The 13474-nt window shown below is 39.4% G+C and carries 16 protein-coding genes; 11 read left to right on the top strand and 5 right to left on the bottom strand.

Annotation, left to right across the window (positions count from 1 at the left end; genetic code table 11):
• Positions 1-5 precede the first annotated feature (5 nt).
• Positions 6-683, bottom strand: coding sequence for a queuosine precursor transporter (locus ACXAF2_RS02455; protein ID WP_475137228.1), 678 nt, complete (start codon positions 681-683; stop codon positions 6-8).
• 100 nt (positions 684-783) lie between these two features.
• Between ACXAF2_RS02455 and ACXAF2_RS02450 the strand changes: the two genes are divergently transcribed.
• Complete coding sequence (locus ACXAF2_RS02450) at positions 784-1440, top strand: reverse transcriptase-like protein (RefSeq protein ID WP_475137227.1); 657 nt, start codon at positions 784-786, stop codon at positions 1438-1440.
• Positions 1441-1512: 72 nt separating this feature from the next.
• Entirely contained in the window at positions 1513-1689 is a 177-nt protein-coding gene (locus ACXAF2_RS02445) for a zinc-finger domain-containing protein (protein ID WP_475137226.1), read from the top strand.
• 72 nt (positions 1690-1761) lie between these two features.
• Here the strand turns inward: ACXAF2_RS02445 and cspD are convergent, their stop codons facing one another.
• A complete protein-coding gene (gene cspD / locus ACXAF2_RS02440) occupies positions 1762-1962 on the bottom strand; it encodes a cold-shock protein CspD (RefSeq protein ID WP_034758543.1) in 201 nt (66 codons plus the stop codon).
• A gap of 378 nt (positions 1963-2340) precedes the next feature.
• Here cspD and ACXAF2_RS02435 point away from each other — a divergent pair, with 378 nt between their 5' ends.
• From ACXAF2_RS02435 to mntR, 5 genes are all read left to right on the top strand, one after another.
• Positions 2341-3276, top strand: coding sequence for a metal ABC transporter solute-binding protein, Zn/Mn family (locus ACXAF2_RS02435; RefSeq protein WP_475137225.1), 936 nt, complete (start codon positions 2341-2343; stop codon positions 3274-3276).
• An 18-nt stretch (positions 3277-3294) separates the two neighbouring features.
• Positions 3295-4041, top strand: coding sequence for a metal ABC transporter ATP-binding protein (locus ACXAF2_RS02430; protein WP_475137224.1), 747 nt, complete (start codon positions 3295-3297; stop codon positions 4039-4041).
• A gap of 15 nt (positions 4042-4056) precedes the next feature.
• Positions 4057-5355, top strand: a complete 1299-nt coding sequence (locus ACXAF2_RS02425; RefSeq protein ID WP_475137223.1) for a metal ABC transporter permease — start codon at positions 4057-4059, stop codon at positions 5353-5355.
• Positions 5345-6220, top strand: a complete 876-nt coding sequence (locus ACXAF2_RS02420) for a metal ABC transporter permease (RefSeq protein WP_475137222.1) — start codon at positions 5345-5347, stop codon at positions 6218-6220. Before ACXAF2_RS02425 ends, ACXAF2_RS02420 begins: the two co-directional genes overlap by 11 nt.
• 80 nt (positions 6221-6300) lie before the next feature.
• On the top strand, positions 6301-6717 hold the full coding sequence (gene mntR, locus ACXAF2_RS02415) for a transcriptional regulator MntR (RefSeq protein ID WP_113970769.1): 417 nt from the start codon (positions 6301-6303) through the stop codon (positions 6715-6717).
• Positions 6718-6829: 112 nt separating this feature from the next.
• Here mntR and ACXAF2_RS02410 read toward each other — a convergent pair whose 3' ends face one another.
• Positions 6830-7048 carry a DUF3892 domain-containing protein gene (locus ACXAF2_RS02410; protein ID WP_148969402.1) on the bottom strand — a complete coding sequence of 73 codons (219 nt, stop codon included), beginning with the start codon at positions 7046-7048 and terminating at the stop codon, positions 6830-6832.
• Positions 7049-7263: 215 nt separating this feature from the next.
• Here ACXAF2_RS02410 and ACXAF2_RS02405 point away from each other — a divergent pair, with 215 nt between their 5' ends.
• Entirely contained in the window at positions 7264-7938 is a 675-nt protein-coding gene (locus tag ACXAF2_RS02405; RefSeq protein WP_475137221.1) for a class I SAM-dependent methyltransferase, read from the top strand.
• A gap of 41 nt (positions 7939-7979) precedes the next feature.
• Here ACXAF2_RS02405 and ACXAF2_RS02400 read toward each other — a convergent pair whose 3' ends face one another.
• Together ACXAF2_RS02400 and ACXAF2_RS02395 are read right to left on the bottom strand one after the other, a co-directional pair.
• On the bottom strand, positions 7980-8960 hold the full coding sequence (locus ACXAF2_RS02400) for a metal-dependent hydrolase (protein WP_475137220.1): 981 nt from the start codon (positions 8958-8960) through the stop codon (positions 7980-7982).
• 1 nt (position 8961) lies between these two features.
• A complete protein-coding gene (locus ACXAF2_RS02395) occupies positions 8962-10092 on the bottom strand; it encodes an MGDG synthase family glycosyltransferase (protein WP_475137219.1) in 1131 nt (376 codons plus the stop codon).
• 193 nt (positions 10093-10285) lie between these two features.
• On the opposite strand from ACXAF2_RS02395, the gene ACXAF2_RS02390 reads away from it, so the two are divergent.
• Genes ACXAF2_RS02390 through ACXAF2_RS02380 form a run of 3 tightly spaced genes read left to right on the top strand, consistent with a single transcriptional unit; the run spans position 10286 to position 13405 of the window.
• Positions 10286-11971, top strand: a complete 1686-nt coding sequence (locus tag ACXAF2_RS02390) for a formate--tetrahydrofolate ligase (RefSeq protein ID WP_475137218.1) — start codon at positions 10286-10288, stop codon at positions 11969-11971.
• Positions 11972-11999: 28 nt separating this feature from the next.
• The gene (locus tag ACXAF2_RS02385; protein WP_475137217.1) at positions 12000-12497 is read left to right on the top strand and encodes a hypothetical protein; all 498 of its coding nucleotides are present in this window, start codon (positions 12000-12002) and stop codon (positions 12495-12497) included.
• A gap of 44 nt (positions 12498-12541) precedes the next feature.
• Positions 12542-13405 (top strand): DegV family protein, encoded by an 864-nt coding sequence (locus tag ACXAF2_RS02380; protein WP_475137216.1) that lies wholly within the window; start codon positions 12542-12544, stop codon positions 13403-13405.
• Positions 13406-13474: the final 69 nt, after the last annotated feature.

Raw genomic sequence — 13474 nt, 5'->3', positions numbered from 1 at the left:
AACTATCACATTTCTTTAGGGAATCGTTTTGCCACATAACCAAATGGGGTATCAATAATGGATATGACCCATTTGAGGAGATAAGTAGTAATGAATATTTCAAACCAGACTTCCATCGGATATTCTCCCAGGAAAGCAATGCTTGTGAAGACAAGAGTATCCAAAAGCTGACTTACCATGGTACTTCCGTTATTGCGAATCCAAAACTGTGAATCTGAAGGGAATTTCCTCTTTAAATACGTGAAGATATACACGTCTGTTAATTGACTCACGAGGTAAGCGACTAAGCTTCCAAGAGCAATTCTAGGAATGATCCCAAAGATTGTTGCCAGCGATTCTTGGGCGAAATCTTCAGGATGTGGTTGAAATACTAACACGAGCTGCATAATAATAGTCATAACGATTAAAGTGAAGAACCCCAGCCACACCGCTTTCTGGGCTTCTTTTTTTCCATATTTTTCGTTAAGGATGTCTGTTACTAAAAAAGCGGTTCCGTACATGGCATTCCCTAAAGTAGCGGTCAACCCGAAAATTTCAATCGTTTTAACGACCTGTAAGTTAGCAAGTATCGTGGATATCCCTATCCATACAAACAGTCCAGTTCGTCCAAACAGTCGATACATAATCAGAAGTAAAGAGAATGTAATGAGTACGAAGACTAATCCAAACCATATATTAAACATATAAAGTCCTCCTAATGAACGTGTAAATGAAACAATAGTCCTCATTATACAAATAAAAGTATAAATGAACAATCATATGAAGAAAAAGGAGCGAATGATTATGGAAATGAAACTAAAATTTAAATATGCAAGTAAAACACCGTCGAGTATATGGTTTGAATCCAACTACTTCCCAAGAAAAGAAACAATGATTCATATCGATGATCTGATGAAAACCGGAAGAGTCCATGATCTTGAAGTCATAGATGAAATGGGGAATTCGTGGTCAAGGAAGGAATTTATCAAACTGAATCAGGAATTAGACAAGGAACCAGAAAACATCGTTGTGTATTTCGACGGAGGGTTTGATAAGGAATCGCTCATTGCCGGTGCAGGTGTTGTCATCTATTACGATAAAGGTGGAGAATCATTTAGAATCAGAAAAAATGAGCTTCTCGAGGAAATTGAAAATAATAATGAAGCAGAATACGCAGCCTTACACATTGCCCTCGGGTTGCTTGTTGAAATCGGCGTGAAGAATGTTCCTTGTACGATTAATGGAGATTCCCAGGTGGTAATAAAACAGTTGGAAGGGGAATGGCCTTGTTATGAAGAGAGCTTGAGTCGGTGGCTCGATCGTATTGAAGCCCTCATCAAAAAGCTTCGATTAAAAATCAATTGGATCGTGCTGAATAGAAAAGATAATAAAGAAGCGGATAAGCTGGCCAATCAAGCTTTACAAGGGACAAAAGTCCACAGTAACAAACGAATAGAATAATTTCGTTCCCTATTATATACTCTATAAATAACGATACCCAGGAAGTCCTTGAACAAGCTTAGGAGTGATCACATGAATCGAAAAGAAGTGGTGGATAAAGTGGATGAGCTCATAGACACCTACTGTAACGACTGCTTACTCAAAGCTCACTTTCGCAAAGAGTATGGTAAAACCTATGCTCACCGCTTTTGTATAGAAAAATGCACCATCGGAGAACAAATTCGAAATTTCGGACAAAAATTGCATTGAATAATAAAGGGCAGCAATTCTTAGGTGAACCTAAGAATTGCTGCCCTTTGGTATGCTATATAGTTCGAACAATTATAATTTAACTACGTTTGCTGCTTGAGGTCCACGATTTCCTTCAACTACGTCGAAAGAAACTTCTTGACCTTCTTCTAATGATTTGAACCCTTCACCTTGAATCGCTGAGAAGTGAACGAATACATCGTCTCCACCTTCAACTTCGATGAATCCAAATCCTTTTTCATTGTTGAACCATTTTACTTTACCATTTTGCATCTTCGAATCCTCCTAAATCGTTCAAGCACGTTCGTGCCTCTGAAAAATATTTTTCACGAAATGATTGACTCTCATACATTGGAATAAGCATAAAAATCGTACACTTCAATGATGTCTTTACTATACAATATGACGATTTTCGAGTCAACATTCCTTCTTTTTTGCTGAAATGTTTAAACAATTTGGTTCATATGTATTGACAAGTATTGAGTAAGGAAATAAAATTTGCACTAAGGAAACTTTTATTGCACTAAGGAAACTTTTGTAGTCTTATAAAAAAGAAATTACTTGTGTAAAAAAAAGTGAACAAATATAAGTTTGATGAATAAGGTAGATGTAGTAGAAATCAAAAAAATTGGGTTGGAGAGGAGATCAAACATGAAAATAAGATTAATGGCTCTTATCGGGATGATCATTATTTTAGCGGCAGGACTTATCCTATCAGGCTGCGGAGCAACTACCACTGGTACTAAAAACGATAAAATAGTCGTTACGACAACAATAGGGCAAATAGGGGATGCGGTTAAGAATATTGGCGGAGAGCATGTAGAGGTTCAAAGTTTAATGGGCCCTGGTGTGGATCCTCATCTTTACAAAGCTAAACAGTCGGATATTGGTAAACTTCAGGAAGCAGATATTATTTTCTATAGCGGTCTCCATTTAGAAGGGAAAATGCTTGAGATCTTCGAAAAAATGAACAAAGAAAAACCGACTTATGCGATCGCTGATAGTATACCTAAAGATAAACTGCGTAAAGATCAGGCAGATAATACGGCAACTGACCCACATGTGTGGTTCGATATTGATTTATGGAAAATTGCATTGGAGCAAGTGCGGGACGGATTGATCGAGAAAGACCCTGAAAACAAAGAAGACTATATTCAAAATACTGAAAAGTACTTTGCGGAATTAGATGAACTGAAAGCATATGCTACGGAAGAAATGTCAAAGATTCCAGAAGAACAAAGAGTTCTTGTAACAGCTCACGATGCATTCAATTACTTCGGAGCAAAATACGATCTTCAAGTTATGGGATTACAAGGTCTGAGTACAGATGCTGAATATGGATTAGCAGACGTGCAGTCTCTTGTAAATACATTGGTAGACAGAAACATCAAAGCTGTGTTTGTAGAATCAAGTATCTCTGAAAAATCGATCAACGCCGTTATAGCAGGTGCGCAGGATAAAGGCCATGAAGTTGAAAAAGGCGGGGAATTATTCTCAGATGCCATGGGGAAAGAAGGAACAGAAGAAGGAACGTACATTGGTATGTATAAGCATAACGTTGATACGATTGTAGAGGGACTAAAGTAAGTCTTAGGAGGCAATACCATGAATTCAGTTGATATTAAGGGGTTAACCGTTGCTTATCATAGAAAACCGGTTTTGATGGACGTAGAGTTTTCTGTTCCAAAGGGTAAGTTAATTGGAATTGTCGGTCCTAATGGTGCAGGGAAATCGACATTAATTAAAGCCATTCTGGGGTTGGTTCCCCGCTCGTCCGGTGATATCAAAATCTTTGAAAAAGCCTATTCCCCTAAAAGCAAAGTAGTTGGGTACGTCCCCCAGCGTGGATCTGTAGATTGGGATTTCCCTACAAATGCATTGGATGTCGTATTAATGGGGAGATATGGTCATTTAGGATGGTTTAAGAGACCATCAAAAAAAGATGTTCAATTTGCAATGGAGTGTCTCGATAAGGTAGGAATGACTCAATTTGCATCAAGACAAATCAGTCAGCTATCAGGAGGGCAGCAGCAAAGGGTTTTTCTTGCGAGGGCACTGGCTCAGGAAGCGGAAGTGTATTTCATGGATGAACCATTTGTTGGTGTGGACGCTGCAACGGAAAAAGCAATCATTTCGTTATTGAATGAATTAAAGGAACAAGGAAAGACTGTACTTGTTGTTCATCATGATTTACAAACTGTTACAGAGTATTTCGATTGGACGCTGTTACTGAATAGAAAAACGATAGCCTACGGTCCAACAAAAGATGTGTTTAGTGTAGAGAATTTACAACTGACCTATGGAGGGAAACTATCTTTCCTGGAAAAGGATAAAATGCTGATTCATCCATAGAAAGAGGTGAGTATGATGAATCATTTATGGCAATCGATTTTAACGGACGGAAATACACAATGGGTATTATTGAGTACCTTGTTACTGGGTATTGCCAGCGGAGTTTTAGGCAGTTTTGCTTTACTAAGGAAACAAAGCTTAATAGGCGATGCGGTCGCCCATGCAGCATTGCCGGGAATCTGTTTTGCATTTATGTTCATGGGGGAGAAAAATTTCTTTGTACTATTGATTGGTGCTGCCGCCACGGGTCTACTTGCTGCTTACACGATACAACTCATTACGAACACAACGAGAATCAAGGAAGACACGGCTATTTGCTTAGTATTGTCTGTATTCTTTGGATTAGGCATCGTCCTTTTAACAAAAGTTGCTCAAATGCCTACGGGTAACCAAAGCGGCTTGGATGATTTCATCTTTGGGCAGGCAGCTTCCCTTGTGGGGAGAGATGTTCAGCTTATGGGCTTGACGGCAGCGGCTTTAATTATTATTACGTCCCTTTTATTCAAAGAATTTAAGGTGAGTACCTTTGATCCTCAATTCGCAAGGGGAATCGGGCTTCCTGTAGGATTCTTGAATTTCCTTTTTGTTTCCTTATTAGTTATTACGGTTGTCATCGGAATTCAAGCAGTAGGTGTCATCCTGATGGCGGCTATGCTGATCACTCCTGCCATATCAGCAAGATACTGGACGGATTCATTGCGGACAATGGTCTTTATATCTGGAATGGTCGGTGGCTTATCAGGGGCAGTCGGAACGCTGATCAGTACCCTTGGTAAAGGGTTATCGACCGGCCCATTCATTGTCTTGACGGCTACAATTATTTTCATCATATCCATGCTGTTCTCTCCGAAGCGCGGATTAATCTCAGTTATATTGAAAAGATTGAAAAATGATGATCGACTGGCTGTGCGCTTTATAATGAAAAAGATGTATGAATCCGGTAAGCAAACGATAGGTGTAGATCATTTATTTCAACAAAGCAATATTTCTAACTTAAGATTTAATCGGGTATTGAAGCATTTAATGAAAAAAGGTTACCTGAATCAAGAGGATGGAATATTGACGATTACAAAATCAGGGCTAATGAAAGCGGAGCAATTCAGCTTTGTTGATGAAATCATGGAACTGAAAGAAATGTACCCGAGTGAGTTGGGATCACTTGATATCCAGTGGATTGAAAAGGAAGAAAAAGAGGCGTTATCAAAAGAGCAACTCACAAAGCTGCAAATGAAAATGTCCGATATTTATATGCAATATCCTTTCTTAAACGTAAAGATGTCCAGCAGAAGAGGGGGGCAAGGATATGAGTTATGAATTATGGATTCTTCTGACTGGTAGTTTAGTAGGTTTATCCTGTGGAATCGTAGGATGCTTCTTAATCCTGAGAAAGATGTCGATGTTAGCAGATGCAATCAGCCATACCGTGCTCCTCGGATTGGTTATGGCCTTCATTGTCAGCCAAAGTATGAATGGATTTTATATGTTGATCGGTGCAGCAGTGGCTGGATTGTTGACTACCTTTATGGTTCAGTTATTGAATTCCAGCGGGATCCAGGAAGATGCTGCAATAGGTGTAGTGTTTACGTCCCTGTTTGCTGTAGGGGTCATCCTCATTTCATTATTTGCTAAGAATGTTCATTTGGATGTGGAGCATGCCTTAATGGGTGAAATTGCATTCGTCCCTTGGAACACCTTGTCATTGCCAATACTTGGGGACATTCCTAAATCAGTTGTGATGCTGGGATCTGTGTTGCTATTGGATATTCTCATCATTTTCCTTCTGTTCAAAGAGTTTAAACTAACTTCTTTTGATCCAAGTATGGCAGCGGCTATCGGTATCCCGGTACTTGCGGTTCATTATATATTAATGGGTCTGGTATCCGTTACGACCGTATCCGCATTTGATAGTGTAGGTGCGATTCTCGTGGTAGCGATGCTCATTGCCCCTGGAGCTACAGCATATTTACTTACTGACCGTTATAAAGTGATGCTTCTTCTAAGCGGGGGCATTGGAGTCTTTGATAGCATCATCGGATATTACGGGGCAAAGATGTTCGATGTGTCCATTTCAGGTGCAATGGCAGTGGCCGCGGGACTTGTTTTCTTCATCGTATGGATGTTATCACCGAAACACGGGTTGGTATCCAGGATCCTGAATCAACGGTTGACAGAGGAGTAATTTAAAGAGCTTGGGTTGTATTCATTCTGTAGTTATAGTAAACTTTTAATGATATTTATGGAAAATTTGGAGGGTACAGAATGCCTACACCAAGTATGGAAGATTATATAGAACAGATTTATATGTTAATTGAGAACAAAGGTTATGCCAGAGTATCAGATATAGCAGAAGCTTTATCTGTTCACCCCTCCTCGGTTACCAAAATGGTGCAGAAGTTAGATAAGGATGATTATCTCATTTACGAGAAATATCGCGGGCTTGTTCTGACTCCAAAAGGAAACAAAGTAGGAAAGCGTTTAGTATATAGACATGAACTATTAGAACAATTCCTTCGTGTAATTGGAGTGAAAGAAGAGCATATTTATGAAGACGTGGAAGGAATCGAACACCACTTAAGCTGGGATTCCATTGATCGTATTGGAGATCTTGTCCAATTCTTCGATGAAGAGAAGGACCGGGTAGAAGAACTTCGAACCATTCAAAATCGTAGTGAATAAAAATCATGACAACTGGAACAAAGAAAAAAGGACTTCATGCAACAGAGCATGAATGTCCTTTTTGTTGTTTTAAGTATTGTTTCTAAGTGCACAAATCAGGAAAAGGTCCCGTTCAAAAAATTGAAGGATAGTCATTGAAGCTTCCATCATCAACGGACATACTTGATAATTCTGTTTCTCCCCATTCATTCTCATTTAAAGTCACTCCTTGTAGTAATCCCTCTGAAGCTTCTAAAACAGCTTTTCGATAGGAGATTATACGGCCAGAAGAAGTTTGGAAGCTGATTATGTCTCCATGATAGTTCCGTTGAACTTTAGAAATCTCTTCCATACAACATCACCTTTCTTATTCTGATTTTAAGACTAGTATGGACAAAGAGGATGGAAAACATAATCGTTTACTAATGCGTCAATTAAGTTTACATAATAATATTATTGATTATTCTAAGTTCTCCAAGTCTTCACTCTTGGAAAGAAGGATTTTCGCTTATCGAATGAGAATATAGAACTAACGAGAAAAAAAGAAAATATTATTGAGGTGTACATATGAAAAATTCAGAATGGCATACAAGTGCGAAAACCCGCTGGGAAGACAATGCGGATTATTGGCACGAAAGAAGTGTTGAAATGTGGACGAGTGGAAGTAGGAAAGCGATCATTCCATTTTTCACTAAACATATTGATACTGGAAATCGTGTAGCTGATTTAGGATGTGGTGACGGATATGGTTCATACTTGTTATATAAGAAGGGGTATGAGGTCACAGGGATGGATTTTTCTGGGAAGATGGTTGAAATAGCGAAGAAGCAAGAAAAGGACCAACTATCATTTCTACAGGGTGATTTGCGATCCCTTCCATTTCAAGATGGACAATTTCATGCCGTCATGGCGATAAATTCAGTCGAATGGACTGAAAATCCCTTACATACTCTAAACGAAATCGAGCGGGTTGTAACTCCGAATGGGTACATATGTATTGGTTTACTAGGTCCCACTGCTCACCCAAGAGATAATGCCTTTCCACGTCTTCATGGAAAGGAAGCGATATGTAATACGATGATGCCATGGGAGTTAGAGAAACTGGCTGGTGAAAAAGGGTGGAAGAAGATCGATGAAGACTGGGTATATAAAAAAGGTGTGAAGTCGTCCTTAGCAGAGAATCTCACAAATGAATTAAAACAGGCTTTAACCTTTATGACATTGTTTATGTTCCGAAAATAATAAAACATGATCGATCCCATTTCAGGGGTCGATCATGTTTTTTATTTACTTACTTCATTGACAAGTTCTTTTTTGATGCGCTTATACTGAGTCGGATGATGGAACCACCCTACATAGCTTTTCTCCAGCGATTTGTGATGTGAGAAAACCCAGATCGCTTTAAATGGGAATCTCCTGCCTTTTCGAAAACGTAAATCAATCCATCTTACTTCAAGAGCTTCTTTTCTTTCAATCACTCTTGGATAAACAAAAATTGTACTGGTTATGAAGTTGGAGATATCCTTGTTTTGCTTTGAAAATTCTATCCACGAATGTGAAGTTTCTTTCTGGAGAACAGAGTCCACCACGAATTTCCCCCATGTGTACCTCCCAAGAATATAATCCTCTTCACCTTCTATGATCACCTGCCATGAATAAAGGTCCATATTAGGAAGGATCTTCATTCCCTTGGACTTTAGAAAGTGAGCAGTCAACTGATGATAAATATAAGAGCGGATTGCAAACCTTACTAATAAATAAATGAAGAGTAAGAGATATAGGGCGAGAAATGTTTTCCCGGGATGAAAGCCTGTGAGTGAAAGAATGATACCAGAAATGTGTAATAAGAAAATGAAATAGTCAAATAAAGGAATACAATCAAAGCTGAACCATTTTTCGGTAAAAGGGCGAAATACCTGAGTGCCGTGAAAATTGAGCAAATCTGTAAGGACGTGTACAATGACAGCTCCTAAATTCCATAAGAAAAGGTGTTGAAGGAATTCTGTTTCCGGATAGATTAAGGCAATTCCTGCTGTAATCAGAAAGGCCCAAAGAGGCAGCATAATAAGAGAATGGGAAAAACCTCTATGAAGTTTATAATATTCACTTTTCCCTTTTAACTTAAAAGCATAATCAAAGTCAGGTGCATTGGAAGCCAGAATACAGGAGACGTAGACAGGCAATGGAAATTCCTGAAGAATAGGATCCAAGGAAGCTAATGAAGCGATGCCGACACCAAATAGGATGTGTGTGGATGTTTCCAAGTCACATTCTCCCTTCAACAAGTATGTTTTTCTTGTGGTCGTGTCGAAGAATATCCTCTACGATTGTGGTACAGGCATTCTTGTTAAATAACGAGGATACATTTTTTGATAAAGAATCTATCGTATTTTTATTATAGAGGCATCGATAAATGCTATCCAGAAAGTCTGTTTGATTCGAATAGGTGAGTGCTGCAGTCTGTTTTAATAAATAATTGGCATTCTCATTCTCCTGGCCGGGTGCAGGCTTAAAAATGATGATGGGCAATTTAAAACAAGCGGCTTCTGTTAAGGATAAGGCACCCGACTTAGTGACCAGACAGTCGGTAAGGGAAAACAGTTTTTCCACTTTGGGTATATATCCGAAAATGTGGATGTTTTCGTTTGAGTTTTTTTCCAGTTGTTTATAAAGTTGATGGTTCCTCCCACACACAACGGCTACCTGAAGATTTTTATCTTTGGATAGAGAGCTTAAAAGGGGTTCGATATTTGGAAGCAAACCCAGACCGCCCCCCATAATGGTGATGGTTTTCCGTTGTGGTGAAAGTCCAAATTCTTTATAGTTTTTTTCGACAGTATGATGAAAGCTGGACCGGATGGGTAAACCGCTAACGAAGATTTTCCCTGTCTCTACTCCGTAAGAGATGAGAGTCCTCTTTACGTGATCTGTTGCTACATAGTATTTCTCGATCATCGGATGAATCCACAACGGATGGGCACAGTAGTCTGTAATGATGGTATATGTAGGTATAGTTAAGCTTGAGCGAAGTCGCAAGTATGGTGCTGCATGAAGCGGGAATGTCGTGACAATGCATGATGGTGAGTAAGTTTCAACCAGTTTCATAAGGCGCTTTTTTCCTAAATGCTGATAAAAGTAACTCAAACCTTTTGAGGAGAGTTTATCTGTTCCATAGTAGAATGCTTTATAGAAAGGTGTACCGAATTTGGAAAATCCTTTTTTTAATAAATTTTGGGCCAGGGAGTGCATGGCAGGGTAGGCTTCTCCATATAGATCACAGATGTGCACTCGTTCAAATCCCTTTCTCTTAAATGTATGAGCCAGAGTTTCAGCAGTTTGAATATGTCCTTCTCCAAAACGTGCGGTCAAAATGAGAATCGACTTTTCTTTCAGCAATCTTATTCCCCCCTATAAAAGGCAATAATGGTGGAGATATAAAACATAGTGTAAAATTAAGTTACACTTTAATTTAAGATTACAAATGGATTGTAAATGAAGTTTAAGAGTAAACATGAATTTTTGTAAAATTTATATTTATGGCTCAGACCCTATTTCAAATTACATAACTAGAAGGTGAATTCAGGTGACAATGACAAAGAAGATAGTGAAGTCAGATATTGATATTGCTCAACAAGCGACTATGAAACCGATACTGGATATTGCAGGGCAAATCGGCCTAACAGAAGATGATATTGAGCTTTATGGTAAATACAAAGGGAAATTATCCTATGAAGCGATACATAAACTCAAGGACCATGCCAATGGGAAATTAATCCTTGTAACCTCGATTAACCCGACTCCTGCAGGCGAGGGGAAATCAACGGTTACGGTTGGACTCGGTGATGCGTTAAATCAGTTAGATAAAAACACCATCATTGCCATGAGGGAACCATCACTTGGTCCAACGATGGGAATAAAAGGCGGAGCAACAGGAGGAGGGTATTCACAAGTCCTGCCCATGGAGGATATCAACCTTCATTTCACAGGTGATATCCACGCTATTTCGACTGCGAATAACGCTTTAGCCGCATTGGTAGATAATCATATCCATCAGGGAAATGAATTGAATATTGATCAAAGAAGGGTCGTATGGAAACGGGCTCTGGACATGAATGACCGTGCCCTCAGACAAATCATCGTTGGTTTAGGTGGACCGGTACAAGGTGTTCCCCGTGAAGACGGATTTGATATTACAGTGGCTTCTGAGATTATGGCTGTTCTCTGTTTATCTGAAAACCTTGAGGAATTAAGAAGAAGGCTTGGAAGAATGGTTGTCGCATACAACTTTTCAAAACAACCCGTGACCGTCGAAGATTTAGGAGTTGAAGGTGCGCTGACCTTATTGTTAAAGGATGCCTTAAAACCTAATCTCGTTCAAACGATCGAACATTCTCCTGCCCTTATTCATGGAGGGCCATTCGCAAACATTGCCCATGGGTGTAATAGTGTCATGGCGACCAAAACGGCTCTTAAACTGGCTGATTATGTTGTAACGGAATCTGGGTTCGGTGCTGATTTAGGAGCCGAGAAGTTTCTGAATATCAAATCTCGAGCTGCAGACATAGCACCGGATGCCATCGTGCTTGTTGCCACCATCCGTGCTCTGAAGATGCATGGAGGTCAAGGGAAAGGTGATCTTCAAACTGAAAATCTTCAGGCACTGCAAAAAGGATTATCTAATCTGAAGAAGCATATGGAAACGTTAGATCATTTCAACGTACCTTATGTGATTGCGGTTAATCGATTTGTGACGGATAGTGATGACGAAATCCAGACCCTTATTAATTGGTGTGAAAACCTGGGAGTACAAGTTTCACTAACCGATGTATGGGCAAAAGGTGGAAAGGGTGGAAGAGACTTAGCTGAAAAGGTATTGCATGAGATAGAAGGGAACACGAAAGAATTCTCTCGTCTATATGAACTTTCTGATTCACTCCAATCTAAAATCGAAACGATTGCGAAAAAGGTTTACGGAGCGAAAGAAGTAGATTATACGGTGAAAGCACGAAAGCAGCTCCAGCAGTTTGAAGATCAAGGGTGGGGGATACTGCCCGTTTGTATGGCTAAGACTCAATATTCCTTATCCGATGATCCATCTAAACTTGGGCGGCCTGAAGATTTTACGATCACAATCAGAGAGCTTAAGCCGAAAATTGGAGCGGGATTTATTGTTGCATTAACAGGAGAAGTAATGACCATGCCTGGCCTGCCAAAAAAACCCGCTGCATTCGGAATGAATGTAGATGATGAAGGCAGGGCTATAGGGTTATTTTAACCATCGAGGTTTGAAAGGAGAGGAGAACATGTTTGATCCAACAGCATTTGATAACTTAAAGGTAGTCTTTGAGGGAGCTGTTTATGATCTTGATTTGACAGGTGAAATCCAAATTCTTGACCGGAAGGATTTATTTGACTTTGCCCACTATGAACGTTGCTATCAAATTCACTATTCTTTACCTTACAAAAAATCCATTTCGATAAAGTTTCATTTGAAAGCTGATATGGGTCATCTTCTGGCAGAGAGAAAGATGATGACAGAAATGAATACGGCAGGAGCTGACATCCTCATTGTCTATGAGGGCGATGAGAAGTTGCGCCATTGCCGGTCGTTTCTTGAAGAAATATGGAGCAAGGATAAGAATTGGGAATGGAAAGAGATTACATCTTCTCTACAACCGACTGCCTACAAGGGGGTTCTGACTTTTAATAGAGTCATTACAGAAGAAATGGTGGATGATGTTCTTCAAATGATCTCATTTTCGGTTGATACATTACAACAGCTTGACCGAATAGACTTCTAGTACTAGAAAGAGTTTATCATTATATAGAAAAAGGGGATTTTACAATGAGAATAGCCTGGGTAACAGATAGCACAGCATTTGTTCCAATTCATTCAAATAGTAAAGAAAATCACATCTATATCGTTCCAATGATTATCCTTTTTGGTGAGCGGGAGTATCAAGACGGCGTAGACTTATCTCCGGAAGAATTGTTCTTGAAATTAAAAGAAGAAAAGGTAGAAGTGAAAACCTCACAACCTTCAATCGGGACGTTTAAAGAGTTGTTTGAAGAATTATCCAAGGACTATGATTATATCTTTTCGATCCATGTTTCTTCCCATTTCAGCGGCACATATTCATCTGCCCATCAAGCTGCAGAACTGTTAAAGGATACACTACCGAACATAATCTGTATAGATTCCAAAGTCATTTCCAATCCATTGACAGAATTGATCCTGTACGGTCAAAGACTGCTGCATGAAGGGAAAGACCCACTGCAGATAAAAGCAGCAATTGAAAAAAGAATCACTTCTTGTGAAACCTATGTAATGGTGGGCAGCTTAGAGCAACTACATAAAAGTGGACGAATGAGTGGGCTTTCTTTCTTCCTGGGGAGTGTTCTCAATGTAAAGCCTATGCTTGCCATAGAGAATGGAAAACTTGAAGTGAAGGACAAGGTAAGAAGTATTAAAAAAGGATTGACGAGCATGAGTGATCGCTTAAATCAAGCTCTATCTGTGAAAAACATTAAGAAAGTATCCGTATTACACGGGTTAAACCGGGAAGATGCATTAGAATGGATAGAACAATTGAAAAAAACGTACCCGGAGTTAGAATTCGGGGCGTATCCTTTGGGAGCTGTCATCGGAGTACATGCAGGCGCTAATACGATTGGAATAAGCTGGTTTGGAGATAACGAAGAGAATTAGTAGAGAAAGGAGGGATGTGAAGAATCATACATCCACTCCTTTTTATTCTGATTAGAGGATATTATTTGG

It is taken from the genome of Rossellomorea sp. ABR4_004 (assembly GCF_056159585.1).
The sequence above is the reverse complement of the archived record's forward strand: the minus strand, read 5'-3'. Positions and strand labels throughout refer to the sequence as shown.